Raw genomic sequence first — 21888 nt, 5'->3', positions numbered from 1 at the left:
CTGACACTCTGCATTCGCGAGCAGGCTCGCTCCCACAGGGTTATTCACATGACGAAAAATCAGTGGGCCTGGCCATGCCACGGCACGAGTTTGCGTTGCAGGGCGCGCAAACCCATTTCCATGGCGAAGGCGATCAACGCGATCACCAGAATCCCCAGCACCACCACATCGGTGACCAGGAACTGCGCGGCTGACTGCACCATGAAACCCAAACCGCTGGTGGCAGCGATCAGTTCGGCGGCGACCAGTGTCGACCAGCCCACGCCCAGGCCGATTCGCACCCCGGTCAAAATGTCCGGTAGCGCACTCGGCAGAATCACATGGCGAATCAGCTGCGACCGTGTTGCGCCCAGCGACTGCGCGGCGCGCAACTTGGCCGGGTCGACGGTGCGTACGCCGGTGGCGGTCGCAATGGCGATCGGCGCGAAAATCGCCAGGTAGATCAGCAGAACTTTCGACAGTTCGCCGATGCCGCACCAGATCACGATCAACGGCAGATAAGCCAACGGCGGAATAGGGCGGTAGAACTCGATCAGCGGATCCAGTACGCCCCGGGCGATACGGTTGGCACCGATGGCAATCCCGACCGGCACGGCAGTCAGTACCGCAAAACCGAGGCCCAGGCCAATGCGGCCAAGGCTCGCGCCCAAGTGCTGCCACAGGGTCGAATCCATGTATCCGCTGGTCGCCAGCAGCCAGCCTTTTTGCAGCACGGCGGAAGGTGGCGGCAGGAACAGCGGTTCGATCAACCCGCTCGCCGTTACGGCCCACCAGATGACAATGAGTACCACCAGCGTCAGCAGGCTGATCCAGCGAGTGCTCAAACTGCGACGGAGCGCAATCACGGTGGCCCCGGTTTTTACCGCGGCGGCGGGAATTTCGTAGCTGCTCATGCGTGCTCCTGACGCTGGGTGGCACTGCGTTGGGAGAACACTTTGGCGAGTACGTGTTCGCGGGTTTCGATAAAGCGCGGATCGGATTTGATCGAGCGGGCCGATTCACCGGCGGCGTAACGCTGACCGAAATCCAGGCTCAGGCGCTCGACGATTTGCCCGGGATTGGGTGCCAGCAAAATCAGGTCGGTGGCGAGGAACACTGCTTCTTCAATGTCGTGGGTAATCAGGAAGACCGGTTTTGCAGTGCGGCGCCAGACTTGCAACAGCAGTTCCTGCATCTGCTCGCGGGTAAAGGCGTCGAGGGCGCCGAAGGGCTCGTCCATCAGCAGCACGCGCGGGTCGGCGGCGAGCGCGCGGGCCAGGCCGACGCGCTGTTTCTGGCCGCCTGAAAGCTGCCATATGCGGCGGTTTTCAAAACCGGAAAGGTCCACCAACGCGAGCATTTCCCTGGCCCGGATTTCGCGTTTGTCCCGAGCAATGCCAGCCAGTTCCAAGCCGAAACCCACGTTGGCCAGCACGTCCTGCCAGGGCAGCAGGGCATCATCCTGAAACACCACGCCGCGTTCAGCGCTCGGGCCTTTGACCGGCACGCCATCGAGGGTGATACGCCCGGCGCTGGGTTCGACGAAACCGGCAATCAGGTTCAACAGCGATGTCTTGCCACTGCCGGACGGGCCGAGGGCGACCAGCAGCTGCTGGGGCCCCAGGGTCAGGGAAATATCCGCCAGCACAGGTGTAGGGCTGCCTGGGTACTGTGCGCTGATGCGCTCCAGCTGTAGCAAGGCCATCGCGGTTAACTCCCGATCAGTTGGTGATGAACTTGGCGCTGACGTATGGCGCGTAATCCGGCAGCACGGCCTCGACCTTGCCTTGCTCTTTGAGGAACACGGCGGTGTCGGTAATGGCCTTGGTGGTCGGTGCGCCGAGGCTGGTCACCTGATCAGCCGCCAGGGGGTAGACGTTACCTTGCAGCAGCAGGGGGATGTCGCTGGCCTTGGCGCCGGAGAGTTTCACCAGCTTGTCGACGTTGCTTTGGTTGGCGAGCCAGGCTTGCGGGTCCTTGCGGTAATCGGCGTAGGCATCCAGGGTCACTTTGGCGAAGGCAGTGACGATTTCCGGGTGCTTCTCGGCGAAGTCCTTGCGCACGATCCAGGCATCGAAGGTGGGGGCGCCGAACTTGGCCAGTTCACCGGAAGTGATCAGCACTTTGCCGTTTTCTTTTGCTACACCGAGCGCCGGGTCCCACACGTAGGTGGCGTCGATGTCACCGCGTTTCCATGCCGCGATGATCGCCGGCGGGGCAAGGTTGAGAACGGTGACTTTCGACGGGTCGATGTTCCAGTGCTTCAACGCGGCCAGCAGGCTGTAGTGGCCGGTGGAAACGAATGGTACGGCGATTTTCTTGCCGATCAGGTCTTGTGGAGTCTTGATCCCGGAACCGTCGCGGGCCACCAGGGCTTCGGCGGCGCCGATCTGGGTGGCGATGAGGAAGGTTTCCACCGGGACTTTGCGGGTGATGGCTGCGGTCAGCGGACTGGAACCGAGGTAGCCGATCTGCACGTCGCCGGAGGCGATGGCGGCGATGATGTCGGCGCCGTTATCGAATTTGCGCCAGCTGATGTCGGCCTTGGTGGCTTTTTCGTAGGCGCCGTCGGCCTGGGCGACTTTCGCCGGGTCAACGGTAGTTTGGTAGGCGACGGTGACGTCAGCCGCCTGGGCAAACAAACTCGCCGCAGCCAAAGATGCGGCCGCCAGCAAGCGAAGAGGGAAAGTCAGTTTCATGGGAAAGCTCCTTGTCAGGCGACCGAGAGTCGGTGTGAAAAGGAGACTAAATGATATAAGAATTCGAAAATAAATAACTTTTTCGAATGAGCTTATGAGCGGAAAATTCTAAGGGAGATTAGTCGGGGATCGCTTTTGTGGCGAGGGGATTTATCCCCGTTGGATAGCGAAGCTATCCCCAAAGCGTCAAACGGGATGCATCAGATGTAACCGGGACAATGGTTTTACGGCGGCTGCGCCGCCGAACGGGGATAAATCCCCTCGCCACAAGAGAACCCTGTCATCACAGGGTTTTCGGTCAGTTGCTGATCGCCAGAATGCTCGCCTGATACGATCCGACAAATACATCGAAATCGCCCACCTCGTTCTGCTCCAGTTCAACCTGCTCAGCCAGCGATGAACGTGCGCGCTCTTCAAACTTCGCCTGGTCTTCGCTGGACAGTGGTTCGCTACGGAAAAACTCCGCATGGGCCTGGCTTTGGCGCAACGAGAACTGGGCAAAGCTTTCCTTGTGCTCGGCCATCGCCGCCAGCACTTGGGCCGATGGCGTCAGGGACGGGTCCTGGACCTTGGCCAATTGGGCATCCAGCGCCTTGCTGTGGGCATCGCCGCCATGGCTCTGATCGAGCAGCGCGGCCAGCGGAGCGATGTTTTCCAGCAGTTCGCCAGCCCACTCTTTCAAATCCACCGGGTGGCCGTCGCGTTGCAATTGCAGGCCCGGACGCCGGCCTTCCTTGACCACGCTGAGGAAGTTCGACGTCGCGTTGCCACAGCTGGTGCTGGTCAGCAGCGGGCTATCGTTCAGGGCACAGTACAACAGGAAGGCGTCGAGGAAACGTGATTCGGTGATGTCGATGCCCATCGGCAGGAACGGGTTGATGTCCAGGCAACGTACTTCGACGTACTGGATGCCGCGGGCCATCAGCGCCTGGATCGGCCGCTCACCGGAATAGGTCACGCGTTTCGGGCGGATGTTGGAGTAGTACTCGTTTTCGATCTGCAGGATGTTGGTGTTGAGCTGAACCCACTCACCGTCCTTGTGCGTGCCGACCTCGACATACGGCGCATACGGCGTGGCCACCGCTTTGCGCAGGCTGTCGGTGTAGCTGACCAGGTCGTTGTAGCACGGGGTCAGGCCGGCCTGGGCGTTGCTCTGGTAACCCAGGTCGCTCATGCGCAGGCTGGTGGCGTACGGCAGATACAGGGTGTGTGGATCCAGCTGTTCCAACTGGTGCGAACGACCACGCAGGAAACCGGCGTCCAGGGCCGGCGATGCACCGAACAGGTACATCAGCAGCCAGCTGTAGCGGCGGAAGTTGCGGATCAGGGCGATGTAGGACGACGACTGGAAGTCCCGGTCGGTGCCGACAACACCCTCAGCCGCCTTGAGCAGCGGCCAGAGTTTTTCCGGCAGGGAAAAGTTGTAATGGATCCCGGCGATGCACTGCATGGTCTTGCCATAGCGCAGGGCCAGGCCCTTGCGGTACACGTACTTGAGCTGACCGATGTTGGACGTGCCGTAATAGGCGATCGGGATATCTTCCTCGGCCGGCAACGGGCACGGCATCGATGGACTCCACAGGTACTCGTTGCCGAGCTTGCTGTAGGCAAAACGGTGAATGCTGTCCAGGCTCGCCAGCGTATCGGCAGGATCGGGCAGGGCCGGGGTGATGAACTCCAGCAGCGACTCGGAATAGTCGGTGGTGATCTGTTCATTGGTCAGCGCGGAACCCAAGGCTTCCGGGTGCGGCGTTTGCGCCAGGCGACCTTCGCCGGTCACGCGCAGGCATTCACGTTCGATGCCGTGAAGGCACTGTTCGAGCAGAGAGAGGTTAGCGCGCTCGCCGAGCAGGGCCAGGCGGCGGTTGAGAAGTTCGCTCAAGTTGGATTCCTTCACGCGTCAGTCGCCCCAATATGGGGGTGGGCAAGACGGTCTACAAGGGTGAAGTTGAAACTGGCGTTTTCGCCTGGTTTTTGTACCGATCGCCGCAATTCCCTGTGGGAGCGAGCCTGCTCGCGAAGAGGGCGTGTAAGTCAGCAGTGAAGCCACCTGACACACCGCCTTGGCGAGCAGGCTCGCTCCCACAGAAAACTTCAGCGCTGCGGTCACAGCGCCGAAATTACCTCAAATCGATGACGGCTAGCTACAGGACAGCGAACGTGCCTTGTGCTTTTGCGACCAGTTTGTCGCCTTGCATCACGTCGGCTTCGACCACCAGCGTGCGGCGGCCCGGGTGGATCACCCGCGCCGTGCACATCACCTCGCCGTCGGCGACGGCGCGGATGTAGTTGATCTTGCACTCGATGGTCGCGCTCTGCTGGTCAAAGCCGTGGGTGCTGGAACAGGCCAGCCCCATGGCAATGTCCACCAGACTGAACAGGGCTCCACCGTGCAGCTTGCCGCCACGATTGCGCAACTGCGGTTCAAGCCCCAGGGCGACTTGCGCCACCCCGGTTTCCAGACTGTGCAGACGACAGCCCAGGAGCCTGAAAAATGCGCTTTCGGTCAGCCCGGCCGGGATGTCCATCAGCGTTTCTTCAACTGCTTGGCGTTGGCGAACAGCGAAGCCATGGCGTTGTTGGCCGGGGCTGCCGCCGGGGTTTCCTTGCGTGGTGCGCTGTTCTGGGATTGGCGTGGCGCCGAGCCAGGACGTGCGCCACGGGCCCCGTCGATTTTCTCGCCCGGGGTATCGCTCATGCGCATCGACAGGCCCACGCGCTTACGCGGGATGTCGACTTCCATGACCTTCACTTTCACCACGTCGCCGGCCTTGACCGCTTCACGCGGATCCTTGATGAACTTCTCCGAAAGTGCAGAGATGTGCACCAAACCGTCCTGATGCACGCCGATGTCGACAAACGCGCCGAAGTTGGTCACGTTGGTCACCACACCTTCGAGGATCATGCCCAGTTCCAGGTCCTTGAGATCTTCGACGCCTTCCTGGAACTCGGCGGTCTTGAACTCCGGACGCGGATCGCGACCTGGTTTTTCCAGTTCTTGCAGGATGTCGGTGACGGTGGGCAGGCCGAAGGTCTCGTCGGTGTATTTTTTCGGGTCCAGGCGCTTGAGGAACGCGGCATCGCCGATCAGCGAGCGGATGTCGCGGTCGGTTTCAGCGGCGATGCGCTGCACCAGCGGGTAGGCTTCCGGGTGCACGGCGGACGAATCCAGCGGATTTTCCCCGTTCATGACGCGCAGGAAGCCAGCCGCCTGTTCGAAGGTTTTTTCGCCCAGGCGCGCCACTTTCTTCAACGCTGCGCGGGTCTTGAACGCGCCATGCTCGTCGCGGTGGCTGACGATGTTCTGCGCAAGGGTCGCGTTGAGGCCGGAAATTCGAGCCAACAGCGCCACGGACGCGGTGTTCACGTCCACGCCGACGGCGTTCACACAGTCTTCGACTACAGCATCCAGGCCGCGCGCCAGTTTCAGCTGCGACACGTCGTGCTGGTACTGGCCGACACCGATGGATTTCGGATCGATTTTCACCAGCTCGGCCAGTGGATCCTGCAGGCGACGGGCAATGGACACGGCGCCGCGGATCGACACGTCGAGGTCCGGGAATTCCTTCGAGGCCAGTTCCGACGCCGAATAAACCGATGCACCGGCTTCGGAAACCATGACTTTGGTCATCTTCATGGCTGGGTATTTTTTGATCAGTTCGGCAGCCAGTTTGTCGGTTTCGCGGCTGGCGGTGCCGTTGCCGATGGCGATCAGGTCCACTGAGTGCTTGGCGCACAGGGCCGCGAGAATCGCGATGGTCTGGTCCCACTTGTTGTGCGGTACGTGCGGGTAAACCGTGGCGTGATCCAGCAGTTTGCCGGTGGAATCGACCACGGCCACCTTGCAGCCGGTGCGCAGGCCCGGGTCGAGGCCCAGGGTGGCGCGCGGGCCGGCCGGGGCCGATAGCAGCAAGTCGTGCAGGTTGTGGGCAAAAACGTTGATCGCTTCGGTCTCCGCGCCATCGCGAAGCTCACCCAGCAGGTCGGTTTCCAGGTGGGTGTAGAGCTTGACCTTCCAGGTCCAGCGCACCACTTCGCCCAGCCATTTGTCGGCCGGACGGTTCTGGTTCTGGATGCCGAATTGCTGGCCGATCATGCCTTCGCACGGGTGCATGGTGCCTGGAAGTTCATCACCGACTTTCAGCGCGGAACTGAGAATGCCTTCGTTGCGGCCACGGAAAATCGCCAGGGCGCGGTGCGATGGCATGCTTTTGATCGGCTCGTCGTGTTCGAAGTAATCGCGGAACTTGGCGCCTTCCTCTTCCTTGCCGGCGATCACGCGGGCACTGAGAGTGGCTTCCTGCTTGAGATAGTTGCGCAACTTGTCCAGCAGGCCCGCGTCTTCGGCGAAGCGCTCCATCAGGATGTACTTGGCCCCTTCGAGGGCGGCCTTCACATCGGCCACGCCTTTTTCGGTGTCGACGAAGCGTGCGGCTTCGACCTCCGGCGTCAGGCTCGGGTCGTTGAACAGACCGTCGGCCAAGTCGCTGAGGCCGGCTTCCAGGGCGATCTGGCCCTTGGTGCGGCGCTTCTGCTTGTACGGCAGGTACAAGTCCTCGAGGCGGGTCTTGGTGTCAGCGAGCTTGATGTCGCGTTCGAGTTGCGGGGTCAGCTTGCCTTGCTCCTGGATGCTGGCCAGGATGCTGATGCGCCGTTCGTCGAGTTCTCGCAGGTAGCGCAGACGTTCTTCCAGATGACGCAGCTGGGTGTCATCGAGGCTGCCGGTCACTTCTTTCCGGTAGCGGGCGATGAAGGGAACGGTAGAGCCTTCATCGAGTAGCGCGACGGCCGCTTCGACCTGTTGTGGGCGTACGCCGAGTTCCTCGGCGATGCGGCTGTTGATGCTGTCCATAAAACCACCTGACAAATTGTGAAAGCAGGCTCGCGGGCGCAGGGATAACGGCCCGGCGAGTCTGGTTGAGCGGCCTGGCCTGCGCCGCTACCTGGATCAAAAGGTATCCCGTTGACCCGTGAAATCGAACAATTACTGCCGGCGCCATGAAAATAAAAAGCGGCCACCCGGCGTAACGATCAGACGTTGCCTGACACAAAAGGCCGCGCATTATAACCAGCGTTCTGTCCTTCGGGGGGTATCGCAGGCTGTAGGCAAAATGCCTGGATTCCTGGCGGTGAAGGAAAAATCTGCTAACAATGCACACGGTGCGTATAACGGCAGCTACGCCATAATGCGCGCCGAGATCAAAGGAGCATCCAATGAGCAGCACTGCAAACATTGCTGAAGGCGAAAAAATTCTTATTGTTGACGACGATCCGGGGCTCAGCAGCCTGCTGGAGCGTTTTTTCGTCAGCAAGGGCTATCGCGCCCGCGCCGTACCGAACACCGAGCAAATGGACCGCCTGCTGGCACGCGAAGTGTTCAACCTGGTCGTTCTCGACCTGATGCTGCCCGGCGAAGACGGCCTGACCGCCTGCCGCCGCCTGCGCGGCGCGAACAATCAGATTCCAATCATCATGCTGACCGCCAAGGGCGACGAGCTGAGCCGTATCAAGGGCCTTGAACTGGGCGCCGACGATTACCTGGCCAAGCCGTTCAACCCGGACGAACTGATGGCGCGCGTCAAGGCCGTCCTGCGTCGTCAGTCTGCACCGGTGCCGGGCGCGCCGGGCAGCGAAGACGAAAGCGTGACCTTCGGTGACTACGAATTGTCCCTGGCCACCCGCGAGCTCAAGCGCGGTGAAGAAGTGCACATGCTCACCACCGGTGAGTTCGCTGTACTCAAGGCGCTGGTGATGAACGCTCGTCAGCCTCTGACCCGCGACAAGCTGATGAACCTGGCCCGTGGCCGCGAATGGGATGCGCTGGAGCGTTCCATTGACGTTCAGATTTCCCGCCTGCGCCGGATGATCGAGCCTGATCCGTCCAAGCCGCGTTACATCCAGACTGTCTGGGGCGTGGGCTACGTGTTCGTTCCGGATGGCGCCGCCACCAAGTGATCGGCGATTTGTAGGAGCGGGTCGTGCGGGCGACGGTCAGCCGACCTTGCCCGCAGACTTGCGACCCGCAATATGCGAGCATCGCTCGTTCCTGCAAGTGTGTAGCGCTTACCATGAAAACCCCGGTTTGGTTCCCCCAGAGTTTCTTCTCCCGCACCCTTTGGCTGGTGCTGATCGTCGTTCTGTTTTCCAAGGCACTGACCCTGGTTTATCTGTTGATGAACGAAGACGTGCTGGTGGATCGCCAATACAGCCACGGTGTCGCCCTGACGCTGCGTGCCTATTGGGCGGCCGATGAAAACAACCGCGACAAAATCGCCGAAGCCGCGACCCTGATCCGGGTGGTGGGTGCCGGCGTGCCGGAAGGCGAGCAACACTGGCCTTACAGCGAAATCTATCAGCGGCAGATGCAGGCTGAACTGGGTGCCGATACCGAGGTGCGATTGCGCATGCACTCGCCACCGGCATTATGGGTTCGAGCGCCAAGCCTGGGCGACGGCTGGCTGAAAGTGCCGCTGTATCCGCATCCGTTGCGCGGTCAGAAAATCTGGAATGTGCTGGGATGGTTCCTGGCCATTGGCTTGCTGTCCACGGCGTCGGCGTGGATTTTCGTCAGTCAGCTCAACCAACCCCTGAAACGTCTGGTCTACGCCGCGCGGCAACTCGGCCAGGGCCGCAGCGTACGTCTTCCAATCAGCGATACGCCGAGTGAAATGACCGAGGTTTATCGCGCCTTCAACCAGATGGCCGAAGACGTCGAGCAGGCCGGTCGCGAACGCGAGCTGATGCTGGCCGGGGTGTCCCATGACTTGCGTACGCCGCTGACCCGCTTGCGGTTGTCCCTGGAGCTGATGGGCGACCGAAGCGACCTCACGGATGACATGGTCCGCGACATCGAAGACATGGACGCGATTCTCGACCAGTTCCTGGCATTCATCCGCGACGGTCGCGACGAGTCGGTGGAGGAGGTGGACCTGAGCGATCTGGTCCGCGAAGTTGCTGCGCCGTACAACCAGAACGAAGAGAAAGTGCGCTTGCGACTGGAACCGATCCAGCCGTTTCCTTTGCGTCGGGTGTCAATGAAACGTCTATTGAACAACCTGATCGGCAACGCCTTGCATCACGCGGGCAGCGGGGTCGAAGTGGCGGCTTATGTGTCGGGGGACACCAGTGCGCCGTACGTGGTGCTGAGCGTCATGGACCGTGGTGCCGGGATTGATCCATCGGAGCTGGAAGCGATCTTCAACCCGTTCACCCGTGGCGATCGTGCCAGGGGCGGGAAGGGCACCGGGTTGGGGTTGGCGATCGTGAAACGGATTGCTTCGATGCATGGCGGCAATGTTGAACTGCGCAACCGTACCGGCGGTGGGCTGGAAGCGCGGGTGCGCTTGCCGTTGGGGTTGTTGTTGCCGCGGGATGCGGTCTAAAGGCGGAAATCTTCAGGGAGTCTAGTGGCCTCTTCGCGAGCAGGCTCGCTCCCACAGTTGAAATGTATCCATTGTGGGAGCGAGCCTGCTCGCGAAAGCGGCCTCCTTGCCACCGCAAAGGCTCCGGGTTACCCCTTACCCTTGGTCCGCGTCATATTCGGCCCGCCATTCTTCTCCAGGTGCTCAATGATGATCCCCGCCACGTTCTTCCCAGTGGTGGTCTCGATCCCTTCCAGCCCCGGCGATGAGTTCACCTCCATCACCAGCGGCCCGTGATTGGAGCGCAGGATATCCACACCCGCGACCGCCAGTCCCATGACCTTCGCTGCGCGCAATGCCGTCATGCGCTCCTCCGGCGTGATCTTGATCAGGCTGGCGCTGCCGCCGCGATGCAGGTTGGAGCGAAACTCGCCGGGTTTGGCCTGGCGCTTCATCGCCGCAATCACCTTGTCGCCCACCACGAAGCAGCGAATGTCGGCACCGCCGGCCTCCTTGATGTATTCCTGAACCATGATGTTTTGCTTGAGGCCCATGAACGCCTCGATCACCGACTCAGCCGCCGTGGCGGTCTCGCACAGGACCACGCCGATGCCTTGGGTGCCTTCCAGCACCTTGATCACCAGTGGCGCGCCGTTGACCATTTCAATCAGGTCGGGAATGTCGTCCGGCGAGTGGGCAAAACCGGTGACCGGCAAACCAATCCCGCGGCGTGACAGCAATTGCAGCGAGCGCAGTTTGTCCCGGGAGCGGGCGATGGCCACCGATTCGTTGAGTGGAAAAACCCCCATCATTTCGAACTGGCGCAATACGGCACAGCCATAAAACGTGACCGACGCACCGATTCGCGGGATCACGGCGTCAAAACCTTCCAGCGGTTTGCCGCGGTAATGGATCTGCGGCTTGTGGCTGGCGATGTTCATGTAGGCGCGCAGGGTATCGACCACCACCATTTCATGGCCGCGTTCGGTACCGGCTTCGACCAGGCGACGGGTGGAATACAGACGCGGGTTCCGCGACAGCACAGCGATCTTCATGCAACACCTGTGGAGAGGGTAGATACCGGGAACACCGGCTTGTCTTGTACATACTTGATGCCCGGATTGACCACCAACTGGCCGTCGATCAGGGCTTTGGAACCGAGTAGCAGGCGATAACGCATGGACTTGCGGCAGGCCAGCGTGAACTGGACCCGCCAGACCCGATCACCGAGGGCCAGGGTGGTGCTGATCACGTATCGCACCTGCGCGTGACCGTTGGAGCTTTTAATGGTTTTCATCGTTACCAGCGGTGCTTCACAGCGCCGGTGACGCAACTGCACCACCGTGCCCAGGTGCGCCGTGAAGCGCACCCATTGCTCGCCGTCGCGGTCGAATGTCTCGATGTCGGTCGCATGCAGGCTGGAGGTGCTCGCGCCGGTGTCGATTTTTGCCCGAAGGCCGGCAACTCCCAGATCAGGAAGCGCCACCCACTCGCGCAGACCGACAACGGTCAAATGGTCAAATGTCTTCAAAATTGCTCAACCGGTAGAAACCGCGTTGGCCGCAGGCGGCCGAATTCGCGGTATTCACGCAGAATAATGGTTAAAAGGCGACAGATATCGACGGCCGGGATTTCCAGCTTCGCAATGAGGTTATGGAATGTCAGCATTGTAATCCGGGACGACGTAATTCTTGGTACGAGAGAACGGTAGTACAGTTCACCAATATTTCAGAACGAGGAAATCCCATGGCACAAAAAAACGAAGAGGACGACAAAGTCCGTCTCGATAAATGGTTGTGGGCCGCGCGTTTTTACAAGACCCGCGCTTTGGCCAAGGCGGCGATCGAAAGCGGTAAGGTGCACTGCCGTGGTGAGCGCTGCAAGCCGGGCAAGGAGCCACGCATCGGCGATGAGTTCGTGATTCGCACCGGCTTCGATGAGCGCACGGTGGTGGTTCAGGCGCTGTCGATCGTGCGCCGTGGCGCCCCGCAAGCGCAGACGCTGTACGCCGAAACCGAAGCCAGCATCGCCAAGCGCGAAAATGCCGCGGCCCAGCGCAAGGCAGGTGCCTTGGGTGTGAGCACCGATGGCAAACCGAGCAAAAAACAACGGCGGGATCTGTTCAAGTTTCATGGCAGCAGCAACGAATGAATGATCGGGTCCGTCGATCAGTCAAACAGGCAAAGACTTGTAATTGTGCTTGCGCGTAGCCATATGGGGTAATTCGCCTACCCTACATGAGCCATTGGCAGCGCCATTCGTCGAAAAGCGCACGCAGCTGCCGACCTGTAAGCCATAACCAGACAGCAGGGCGCTATGGCCAAGGCGTAAATTCGAATTCTGTAACCACTTTTGTCTCCACTTCAGATACCCAGACTTATGACCGACCTACCGGATAACGACTTCACCCAACGCTTCATCTTCGATGACAGCGACACCCGCGGCGAGATGGTTTCGCTGGAGCTCAGCTATGCTGAAGTCCTCGCCAAACACGCCTATCCGGAGCCGGTCGCACAGCTGCTCGGCGAACTGATGGCGGCTGCAGCGTTGCTGGTCGGCACCTTGAAGTTCGACGGGTTGCTGATCCTTCAGGCGCGTTCCGAAGGCCCGATTCCGTTGCTGATGATCGAGTGTTCCAGCGAGCGCGACATCCGTGGCCTGGCCCGTTACGAGGCGGACCGGATTGCCCCCGATGCCACCCTGGCTGACTTGATGCCGGATGGCTCGTTGACATTGACCATCGACCCTAAGCAGGGCCAGCGTTATCAGGGTGTGGTGGATCTAGACGGTGAAACGTTGTCTGACTGTTTCACCAACTATTTCGTCATGTCGCAGCAGATCGGTACGCGCATCAAGCTCTGCGCCGATGGCCGTCGCGCCCGTGGCCTGTTGCTGCAGCAGCTGCCCGCCGATCGCTTGAAAGATGAAGAAGAGCGCGCCGCCAGCTGGCAGCACCTCACTGCCCTGGCTACTACCTTGACCGCCGATGAGCTGTTGGGCCTGGACAACGAAACCGTGCTTCATCGTCTCTACCACGAAGAGCAAGTGCGACTGTTCGATGTACAAAAACTGCGTTTCCGCTGCAGCTGCTCGCGCGAACGTTCAGCCAATGCGCTGGTCAGTCTGGGTATGGAAGACGCGCAAAAACTGGTGGTTGAACACGGTGGCAATATCGAAATTGACTGCCAGTTCTGCAACCAGCAATACCTGTTTGATGCCGCCGATGTCACTCAATTGTTCGCCGGCGCGGGTGTCGACTCACCGTCAGATACCCGTCACTAAAACGGTTCAGCGCAGGTAAATTCACTGGTTTGTGCCAGATTAACGCCGTTACGACGGGAGGACCCTACTCTTTTTGGGCTTTTCTGGCATAATCCGGCCCACTTTTTTCGCGGTAGTAGTGCACGACTTTCTACTACAAAACGTTTGGAGCACTCGGCCACTGGCCGACGGGGAACCTCATGACGCAAGCCAATAACGCCGTGTACACCGATCTGAGTGTTGATGATCTGGTTAAAGAAGCCCTGAACCGCGGTGAAGGCGAGCTTGCCGATACCGGCGCACTGGTTGTTCGCACCGGTCACCGTACCGGCCGTTCGCCAGTCGATCGTTTCATCGTTGATGAGCCCACCACCCAGGCCGCCATCGCCTGGGGCCCGATCAACCGCAAGTTCCCGGCCGACAAGTTCGATGCCCTGTGGGCTCGCGTCGAGGCCTTCAACAACGCGCAAGAGCATTTCGTTTCCCATGTCCACGTAGGTGCGGCTTCCGAGCACTACCTGGCTGTGAAGATGACCACCCAGACCGCCTGGCAGAACCTGTTCGGTCGTTGCCTGTTCATCAACCCGGCCCAGTACAACCCGGCTGGTCGTGAAGAATGGCAGGTGCTCAACGTTGCCAACTTCGAGTGCGTACCTGAGCGTGACGGTACCAACTCCGATGGTTGCGTGATCATCAACTTTGCGCAGAAGAAAGTGCTGATCGCCGGCATGCGTTACGCCGGTGAAATGAAAAAAGCCATGTTCTCGGTGCAGAACTTCCTGCTGCCGGCTGCCGACGTGCTGCCAATGCACTGCGCCGCCAACATCGGCGAAGAGGGCGACGTGACCCTGTTCTTCGGTCTGTCCGGCACCGGCAAGACCACCCTGTCCGCCGACGAAAGCCGTTACCTGATCGGTGACGACGAACACGGCTGGGGCGAAGGCGTTGTCTTCAACATCGAAGGCGGCTGCTACGCCAAGTGCATCGACTTGTCCGAGAAGAACGAGCCGGTCATCTGGAAAGCCATCAAGCACGGCGCAGTCCTGGAAAACGTCGTTATCGATGACGCCAAGCACGCCGACTACGCTGATGTCAGCCTGACCCAGAACAGCCGTGCCGCCTATCCGCTGGAACACGTTGCCAAGCGTTCCGAGAAAAACCTCGGTGGCGAGCCGAACGCCGTGATCTTCCTGACCTGCGACCTGACCGGCGTACTGCCGCCAGTGTCGATCCTGAACGAAGAACAAGCGGCCTACCACTTCCTGTCCGGCTACACCGCTCTGGTGGGCTCGACTGAAATGGGTTCGGGCAGCGGCATCAAGTCGACCTTCTCCACCTGCTTCGGCGCACCGTTCTTCCCGCGTCCGGCTGGCGAATACGCAGAGCTGCTGATCAAGCGCATCCGTGGCTTCGGCTCCAAGGTTTACCTGGTCAACACCGGCTGGACCGGCGGCGGCTACGGCGTCGGCAAACGCTTCAATATCCCGACCACCCGTGCCGTGATCGCAGCGATCCAGAGCGGCGCGCTGATCGGTACCGAGACCGAGCACCTGGACACCATCAACCTCGACGTGCCGTTGGCCGTACCGGGCGTTGAAACTGGCCTGTTGAACCCACGCAGCACCTGGGCCGACAAAGCCGCCTACGACGAAGCCGCCAAGGCACTGGCCGGCCTGTTCATCGAGAACTTCAAGAAGTTCGAAGTGAGCGACGCGATCAAGGCAGCTGGTCCTAAGCTGTAAGTGTTGGTTTGACGCACACAAAAAAGCCGCCCTTCGGGGCGGCTTTTTTGTGTGCGTTTTTCAGGTCTTCAGGTGCAAGACAAACGCGCCAACCAGCACCAGGACAATCCCCAACACCTGAATCTTCGCCAGCCGTTCCTTGAAGAACACGTACCCCAGAATCGCCGCGATCCCACCTGAGAGCGTGCTGATCACCGTCACCACCGAAACCGAGCCGGCCACCGCTCCCCAAGCAAAAGACGAGAAGCCACCGAGATTCATCAGGCTCGCGCCGGTCAATGTCAGGCAGTTTTTCAGCGGCGGGATCTTCAGGCCATCATCGATCCTGAGGACGATCACCACCAGCACAATCAGGCCCACCAGGTAGGCCAGCCACAGCATCGTCACCGGCCCGAGTATCGGCAGGACGAAGCGGCCTTGTAGCCAGAAACTGGTGCCGTAGAACGCTGCCGCCAGCAATGCGTAGGCAATGGAACTGCTCGCTTGAGTGGTGTGTGGCACTTTCGGGTCGGAGTGAATGCTGGAGAGGACCACGCCGATCACGCACAGCGCGATACACAACAGCTGGAGCAGGCTGATCTGTTCTCCGCCAGCCCAGGACAACAGCGTGGTTACAACGCCGTAGGACGTCACCAGCGGCGCCACAATGGACGCTTTACCGAGCGCAAAGGCCTTGGATAAGGCAAGGGCGCCAGATACGGTCAGCACCGCAGCCATAACCCCGAACAACCAGGTTTCGAGAGGTGCGGCCATGGACCGCAGAATGAATACGGGAAAGGCGATCAGCAGCAGGCTCATGATGGTAAAGCCCAGTGCCTGACCGAAGTAAACCGCGCGTTTGACACCGACTGCGCGGGCGTTCAAACCCACCAGAAAATCCGTGCCGCCCCACAGCAAGGCGGCCAACAACCCCATCAGTACGTCCACGCAATGTCCTTATTGTTAAGCGCCGGGAACGTTACAGACCTTCAAGCTCCCGAGTGTCCCAGCGTTGGGCCTTGATAGCCCGGTAGAGCATGCCGATGGTCAATGGTTCCTTGTCGCCGCGACCCTTGGCTTTGCGCTTCAGGAACACATCGTAGCCTTCGGGCTGGAAATAGCGATAACTGTCGTAATCCACGAAATCGATGTGAAATTGGTCTTCCAGGGTTTCGATCAAGTGTTGAGCGTCGGCGCCGTTGCAGCCGAGGTCGAAATTGATCGAGGTGGTGAGGTGGATGGTTTTGCGTTCGGGGAGGCCGATTTCTTCGTGGAGCAACTGCACGAGCTGGTGCATGGTGGGGTCGTCGGGGAAGTTGGGAGCGAGGTGCATCGGTGGTAATCCGGTTTCAAATTGAACATAGCATTGCATGTTTGGAGTAGACCTCTTTCTCTAATCGAGACTAGGTCCCTGCCAATCTAAACGCTGACGCCATATAGTCCTGTTCGCGTCTCGACAATCCCAAGGCTCCAGCCAGCGTTGGCCATTGGCTGACGACACCTTTGATGCTCTCGATAATGTCTTCAGCATCCGGGCGGCTGATCCTGAAATACTCCGCCACCTCCCTGGCAAGTTCGAGATCCAGCGCGTTATCCGCATCGGTGATGTTCAGTTTCAACCCATCGGCGTGTGCCACCGGATTCATGTCATAGGCTGCAGACAGGCGCCATCCATGACCCGGATCAAGGATGAAACCGTGGTTGCGCAGATGATCATCGGTGTTTGAAACCAGGATGTTGAATACAATTCGTGACCACAATTCGCGAAGATCGGTATTGGTTTCCGAGCCGTGCTCCATCAGAACTTCCGCCAGTTCAAGGTAGCTGGCGCCGCCGGAGGCGTCATCACCGTCAACACGATCAGTCATGGTCATGGCTGAGGCGAAATGCAGTCGCCCCCCTCGTCCGGTGCGGTCGAATCGCTTGACCATGAAGCAGTGATGATCGCTCGCATAACGTCGAGCAATACCCGTCGCGACGCGTAAGCCGCAGTGATTGGCCAAAGCATTGACCACCAACTCCCAGCCTCCGACATCATAGTCATCGCGAGCACTTGGAAACTTCGCGATCCACAGGTGACCCTGTTCGTCCGCGACGCTGGCTTTAGGCCGGGCACCACCCAGTGAACCGCCAGGTGCAATCAGCATCCTCAGCCACTCGCGTCCGTCGAGTGACGTGTTGTCCGGGTCGTTTTCGAGAGCTCGACTAGCCTGCTCCAGTGCACGTAATTCGATGAAGGGTGGGGCTGCAACACCATCGCGATCATCAAGAAAGTTACCTTTGTCATTGAGCTTGTAACGGATCGCTCCGACTCGATAGAGGTCATGTACGCCTAAAAGGAAATCTGATTCGAAGAGCTCGCTTCCCACTGGAGCCAATCCTTCACGAATGTCTCTCTCCAGTCGTCGCTTCATCAGTAATTGCCCCCATCTATCCGGGCTTGAGTCAGCGAATATGCCAAACCGAGTTTGATGTTGGCCGGGAAACTGACGGCCTTCGAACAGGCCGATTCGCGGATCCAGCGTTGTGAAATTCAACTCGGGATCAGTCAGTGCGCTAGCGTCGTACTCAAATTCGAAAACGTTGGTGGACCGAGCTTTCCTGGCATGCAGGAAGCCAAGGCGCCGTGGACCCTTCAAGGACTCCCAGTCTGCATACACCGCGATCAGCGTCATTTTTCACCTGTCGTAGGCTTGGTTTTCTTTTTGGTCAACAGATTGGAAAGTGAGTGGGTGTTGAAGGGAAACTCGGCAGACAAATCTGATGTATTGGTGTCGCTTTCAATCACTCCCGTGCCTTTGGCAGTGACAACCTTTACTGCGCCTATCCTGCTTACTCGCCGGCGAGTGCCTGTTGCAGAGGTTGCCGCGGGTTTTAGCTGAGCATCCTGTAATTGGCGTCCCACTTCGTCAATTGCAGCGAGTTTACTCAAGTCCTTTTCCAGACCCAGTACCTGCATGACAGACAGGTAGGCACCTATGGTCACTCCTGACCCACCTGATTCCAGTGAACGTAAGGTTGTCAGTGACATACCTGCCCTCTCGGCGACTTGTTTCGCTGTGAGCTTGCGACGCAGCCGGGCTAGCTTCAATCGCTCTCCGAACTCGGCAAGCAATTTGGATGCGGCAGGTAAGAGTGGAGCGGTTTTCTTAGCCATGTGCCAATATTCCTTCACTTTTCAGGCTTAACTGCCAGAATAATAGCAGTTAAGCAGGGAGGCATCGCTTCACCGTGAGGGGGAACCTTTACAAGAGATTGGTAAGGCAAGTAATCGAACTGCCATTATTCCAGCTGAAATATTGAAAAACAGCCAGAATAATGCCAGTTAATCTGCTCTTGATCGTTTCTCATTCTTTGCTTCAGGTAGGTGCTTTCCAGTTCAACATGCGTTGCTGTGCAACCTTGAGTAGGTCGCAGCCATCCTGGGTCAGGAGATAAAGCGCGTGGGTGATGTGGGGAATGTCTTCGACGTCGCCGTTCTTGAAGCATTGACAATGCAAGGTTTGGAGGAGCTCGCTCGAGGCTCGGATGCGCTGTATGGCGGCTTCGAGGATGTCTTGGGGGTTGGCTTCTGTGTCGATGATCAGGGGGGAAGTGTCGGTGAGATTGGTTTGGAGTGGCAGGTAACGTTCGTTGGTGAACGGATTCCATTTGTTCATTTTATGTATTCTCAAATGCTTCAGATGAAACCGCTTTCATCGTGACCAAGCGATGGAGGCGGACTGTGTTCGGGTTGGTCAACCGGTAGAACACACAAGACCGGCACGCCCTAAGGCGTCCCAAACACAGCCACCATAAAGCGTACAGACACTTGAGATGCCGGCAGCATACAACGGACGCGTTTGTGTGTTCCATCGGGTGACCAAGCCCGAGTCGCTGATAGCGACAGTCACGACTATAGGTATTAGCCTCGGGACAGCGATAGGCGACAAGTTGTCTTGTTTTGTAGGACCGTGCCGAAGCTTTTATAGGGCGACCCCTACAGACCTTTGCTTCTTCGTGATGGGCTTCAGGTAAACCGTGTAATCGTTCTTCGCGGGCAAGCCTTGCTCCTACAGGGGAGGGTGGTCAGCGGGTGGTTTTTGGCAGGCGCTGCCGGGCGATGTCGAGCAGGTCGTTGCCGTCCTGGGTCAGCAGGTACAGCGCGCTGACGATGTTGGGGATGTCGCTGGCGTCGGCTTGTTTGAAGCACAGGCAGTACAAGGTTTCGAGCAGGCCGCTGGCGGCGCGGACGCGTTGGCGGGCGGCATCGAGGATCTCGAAGGGATCGGCCTCGGTGTCGATGACCAGCACTGCGGTTTCGCTGTAGCTGGATTTGAGGGTGCGGTAGCGGTCGGTCATTGGATCGGGGGCGTTCATCGAGTGAGTCCTGAGCGAAATCGGCGAGTGTTTTCGGCAGGCCGAGACACTGCTTTCAGCCGCGCCGCAGACTATAGAAGGCTGTGTTGCGGTGCGACAAGACGGCTGGAATGGACAGGTTTTGTAGGGTTTTTGTCGCATCTTGAGGAAGGGGACTACGCTTCGATGGCGTTTTTTTGCCGTAGAAGTGCCTACGGTAAAAATGCCTACGCGGTAGTCAGTGAGTGCGCGGTGGGTCTCGGTTGACGGTGCTTCAGAAACCGTAGGCCATTTCGATTTTCATGGTGAATGTGCTGGCCTCTTCGCGAGCAGGCTCGCTCCCACAGTTGAAATGCATTCCATTGTGGGAGCGAGCCTGCTCGCGAAAGCGATCTGCCGGTCAATCCATTGCCCAAGCCTTGCCATCCCTCCAGACCATCCGCTGTATCATCGCGTATCGTTTTGCCCCTGACCTTTTCTCGACTCGCTGCGATCGCCGGCTAGGCTTTGTCCATCGCAGCGGTCAACGGAGTGACAGCTTATGCACAACACCCTGGAACAGGTTTTCGGTTACCCACAGTTTCGACCCGGTCAGGAAGCAACGATCAGCGCGGTACTGGCCGGGCGTTCGGCGGCGGCGATTTTTCCCACCGGCTCCGGTAAATCCCTGTGCTATCAGCTATCGGCGGTCATGCTGCCGCACCTGACACTGGTGGTCTCGCCCCTGTTGGCATTGATGCAGGATCAGTTGGCGTTCCTGCAGCGCCATGGCATTGCCGCGGGCAGTATCGATTCGGCGCAGAGCCGCGATGACGCCAGCGATGTCATGGCTCGCGCCAGGTCTGGTGAGTTGAAGATCCTGATGATTTCCGTGGAGCGCCTGAAAAACGAACGCTTCCGCCATTTTTTACAGCAGGTCCCGATCTCGCTGCTGGTGGTGGACGAGGCGCATTGCATTTCGGAGTGGGGTCACAACTTCCGTCCGGATTATCTCAAGCTCCCGGACTACCAACGTCAGTTCAACATCCCTCAAGTCCTGCTGCTGACGGCCACTGCGACGCCCAAGGTGATCGCCGACATGCAGGCCAAATTCGCCATCGCTCCCGAGGATGTGGTGACCACCGGCTTCTATCGGCCCAACCTCTATCTATGGGTAGAACCCGTGCGCGGGCAGGACAAGCGCCGGCGCCTGGTTGAGTGGATGAGCGAGCGTCCCGGCCAGCCGAGCATCGTTTACGTCACCCTGCAAAAAACCGCCGAGCACATTGCCGAGCATCTCGGTCGGAACGGCATTCAGGCCGAGGCCTATCACGCAGGTTTACCAAACGATCAGCGCGACGGTATCCAGAAGCGCTTCATGGGTGGGCAGTCCAATTGCATCGTTGCCACCATCGCGTTCGGCATGGGCATCGACAAGAGCGACATCCGCAACGTGGTGCATTTCGACCTGCCCAAATCCATCGAAAACTACAGCCAGGAAATTGGTCGTGCCGGGCGTGACGGGCAGCCGTCCGACTGTCTGGTACTGGCCAATCGTGACAGCCTGAACGTGCTGGAGAACTTCGTCTACGGTGATACGCCTGAGTGCGATGGCATACGCCGCGTACTCGACGAATTGCAAACTTGCGCGCCTGAAGGGCAGTGGGAGTTTCTGTTGGGGCCGCTGGCGGACAACAGCAACATTCGTCAGTTGCCGCTCAAGACTCTGCTGGTTCAGCTGGAACTGCGTGGAATCATCGCCCCGCGTTACGCGTACTACGCCGAGTACCGTTTCAAATATTTGCTGGAACCGGAGGAACTGCTGGCCCGTTTCGAAGGCGAGCGCAGGGATTTCGTCGCGGCGATCATTCAGACGTCCTCCCGCGCCCGGACTTGGGCCACGGTCAATTTCGATGCGCTGTACGAGCAGTATCAGGCTGAGCGCGACAGGGTGGTCAAGGCGCTGGATTACTTTCAGGAGAAGGGCTGGGTGGAGCTTGAAAGCAAACTGATGACCGAGGTCTACAGCTTGCTGCAATCGGACTTTGACAGCGCCGCATTGAGCGAAGAACTGCACGCTGACTTCACTCGGCATGAGCAAACCGAAATCGCACGAATCCACGCCATGCTCGATCTGTTCGCCACCGACCATTGCCTGGGTTATCGCCTGGCCGAGTATTTCGGTGACGAAAATGCGCCTCGGCAGTGTGGGCATTGTTCGGTATGTCATGGGCAGGTGGCGCGTCTGCCTGAGCCACCGGCATTGCCGCCCCTTGTGGATAAAAATTTCGAGGCTTTGTGCGGCGATTTTATCCACAGGCATGAGCAGCACACTGGCAGCTTGCCTTCAGCGGAGCGTGTGACGCGGTTTCTGTGCGGGATCAGCGTGCCGCTGTTCACCAAGCTCAAGGTTCGGACGATTTCCGGGTATGCAGCGCTTGAAGATTATCCCTATGCCGAGGTACGGGCGTGGGCTGAACATTATCTGTCTGATTGAAATGCGATAAATGTGGGAGCGAGCCTGCTCACGAAGAACGATGACGCGGTGTT

Annotated in this window: 20 protein-coding genes; 6 read left to right on the top strand and 14 right to left on the bottom strand. The window is 59.2% G+C overall.

Annotated elements, in window-relative coordinates:
* Positions 1-59 precede the first annotated feature (59 nt).
* The 6 genes from tauC to CKW21_RS02195 form a co-directional block, all read right to left on the bottom strand.
* Positions 60-893 carry a taurine ABC transporter permease TauC gene (gene tauC, locus CKW21_RS02220; RefSeq protein ID WP_095192385.1) on the bottom strand — a complete coding sequence of 278 codons (834 nt, stop codon included), beginning with the start codon at positions 891-893 and terminating at the stop codon, positions 60-62.
* Positions 890-1684 (bottom strand): taurine ABC transporter ATP-binding subunit, encoded by a 795-nt coding sequence (tauB, locus tag CKW21_RS02215; protein WP_095192384.1) that lies wholly within the window; start codon positions 1682-1684, stop codon positions 890-892. The genes tauC and tauB overlap by 4 nt, the downstream gene beginning before the upstream one ends.
* Before the next feature lie 16 nt (positions 1685-1700).
* Positions 1701-2678, bottom strand: a complete 978-nt coding sequence (tauA, locus tag CKW21_RS02210) for a taurine ABC transporter substrate-binding protein (RefSeq protein WP_095192383.1) — start codon at positions 2676-2678, stop codon at positions 1701-1703.
* Between the two features lie 298 nt (positions 2679-2976).
* Positions 2977-4560, bottom strand: coding sequence for a glutamate--cysteine ligase (gshA, locus tag CKW21_RS02205; RefSeq protein WP_095192382.1), 1584 nt, complete (start codon positions 4558-4560; stop codon positions 2977-2979).
* Positions 4561-4822: 262 nt separating this feature from the next.
* On the bottom strand, positions 4823-5206 hold the full coding sequence (locus CKW21_RS02200; protein WP_095192381.1) for a PaaI family thioesterase: 384 nt from the start codon (positions 5204-5206) through the stop codon (positions 4823-4825).
* Positions 5206-7530 carry a Tex family protein gene (locus tag CKW21_RS02195; protein WP_095192380.1) on the bottom strand — a complete coding sequence of 775 codons (2325 nt, stop codon included), beginning with the start codon at positions 7528-7530 and terminating at the stop codon, positions 5206-5208. Before CKW21_RS02195 ends, CKW21_RS02200 begins: the two co-directional genes overlap by 1 nt.
* Before the next feature lie 362 nt (positions 7531-7892).
* Between CKW21_RS02195 and ompR the strand changes: the two genes are divergently transcribed.
* Both ompR and CKW21_RS02185 read left to right on the top strand, forming a co-directional pair.
* Positions 7893-8633, top strand: a complete 741-nt coding sequence (gene ompR, locus CKW21_RS02190; protein ID WP_020795794.1) for a two-component system response regulator OmpR — start codon at positions 7893-7895, stop codon at positions 8631-8633.
* A 113-nt stretch (positions 8634-8746) separates the two neighbouring features.
* The gene (locus CKW21_RS02185) at positions 8747-10060 is read left to right on the top strand and encodes an ATP-binding protein (RefSeq protein WP_095192379.1); all 1314 of its coding nucleotides are present in this window, start codon (positions 8747-8749) and stop codon (positions 10058-10060) included.
* A 128-nt stretch (positions 10061-10188) separates the two neighbouring features.
* Here the strand turns inward: CKW21_RS02185 and rimK are convergent, their stop codons facing one another.
* Both rimK and CKW21_RS02175 read right to left on the bottom strand, forming a co-directional pair.
* Entirely contained in the window at positions 10189-11094 is a 906-nt protein-coding gene (gene rimK, locus CKW21_RS02180; RefSeq protein WP_007972871.1) for a 30S ribosomal protein S6--L-glutamate ligase, read from the bottom strand.
* The gene (locus tag CKW21_RS02175) at positions 11091-11552 is read right to left on the bottom strand and encodes an ATP-dependent zinc protease (protein WP_170948612.1); all 462 of its coding nucleotides are present in this window, start codon (positions 11550-11552) and stop codon (positions 11091-11093) included. Before CKW21_RS02175 ends, rimK begins: the two co-directional genes overlap by 4 nt.
* A gap of 233 nt (positions 11553-11785) precedes the next feature.
* Between CKW21_RS02175 and CKW21_RS02170 the strand changes: the two genes are divergently transcribed.
* From CKW21_RS02170 to CKW21_RS02155, 3 genes are all read left to right on the top strand, one after another.
* Entirely contained in the window at positions 11786-12190 is a 405-nt protein-coding gene (locus CKW21_RS02170; protein WP_095192377.1) for an RNA-binding S4 domain-containing protein, read from the top strand.
* A gap of 228 nt (positions 12191-12418) precedes the next feature.
* The gene (gene hslO / locus CKW21_RS02165; RefSeq protein WP_095192376.1) at positions 12419-13321 is read left to right on the top strand and encodes an Hsp33 family molecular chaperone HslO; all 903 of its coding nucleotides are present in this window, start codon (positions 12419-12421) and stop codon (positions 13319-13321) included.
* Between the two features lie 179 nt (positions 13322-13500).
* On the top strand, positions 13501-15042 hold the full coding sequence (locus CKW21_RS02155) for a phosphoenolpyruvate carboxykinase (RefSeq protein ID WP_095192375.1): 1542 nt from the start codon (positions 13501-13503) through the stop codon (positions 15040-15042).
* A 60-nt stretch (positions 15043-15102) separates the two neighbouring features.
* On the opposite strand, the gene CKW21_RS02150 is transcribed toward CKW21_RS02155, so the two are convergent.
* The 6 genes from CKW21_RS02150 to CKW21_RS02125 form a co-directional block, all read right to left on the bottom strand.
* Entirely contained in the window at positions 15103-15957 is an 855-nt protein-coding gene (locus CKW21_RS02150) for an EamA family transporter (protein ID WP_095192477.1), read from the bottom strand.
* Between the two features lie 43 nt (positions 15958-16000).
* On the bottom strand, positions 16001-16354 hold the full coding sequence (locus tag CKW21_RS02145) for a DUF1493 family protein (protein ID WP_095192374.1): 354 nt from the start codon (positions 16352-16354) through the stop codon (positions 16001-16003).
* Between the two features lie 70 nt (positions 16355-16424).
* Positions 16425-17696, bottom strand: coding sequence for a type II toxin-antitoxin system HipA family toxin (locus tag CKW21_RS02140; RefSeq protein ID WP_095192373.1), 1272 nt, complete (start codon positions 17694-17696; stop codon positions 16425-16427).
* Positions 17693-18178 (bottom strand): helix-turn-helix domain-containing protein, encoded by a 486-nt coding sequence (locus CKW21_RS02135; RefSeq protein ID WP_095192372.1) that lies wholly within the window; start codon positions 18176-18178, stop codon positions 17693-17695. Before CKW21_RS02135 ends, CKW21_RS02140 begins: the two co-directional genes overlap by 4 nt.
* A gap of 202 nt (positions 18179-18380) precedes the next feature.
* The gene (locus tag CKW21_RS02130) at positions 18381-18680 is read right to left on the bottom strand and encodes a hypothetical protein (protein WP_095192371.1); all 300 of its coding nucleotides are present in this window, start codon (positions 18678-18680) and stop codon (positions 18381-18383) included.
* Between the two features lie 409 nt (positions 18681-19089).
* Entirely contained in the window at positions 19090-19380 is a 291-nt protein-coding gene (locus tag CKW21_RS02125; RefSeq protein WP_095192370.1) for a hypothetical protein, read from the bottom strand.
* A 520-nt stretch (positions 19381-19900) separates the two neighbouring features.
* On the opposite strand from CKW21_RS02125, the gene CKW21_RS02120 reads away from it, so the two are divergent.
* On the top strand, positions 19901-21835 hold the full coding sequence (locus tag CKW21_RS02120) for an ATP-dependent DNA helicase RecQ (RefSeq protein ID WP_095192369.1): 1935 nt from the start codon (positions 19901-19903) through the stop codon (positions 21833-21835).
* Positions 21836-21888: the final 53 nt, after the last annotated feature.

Source organism: Pseudomonas sp. Irchel 3A7, assembly GCF_900187565.1.
In the GTDB taxonomy this organism is placed as follows: Bacteria; Pseudomonadota; Gammaproteobacteria; order Pseudomonadales; family Pseudomonadaceae; genus Aquipseudomonas.
Note: the sequence above shows the minus strand (reverse complement) of the source record. Positions and strands in the feature narration are given on the sequence as shown.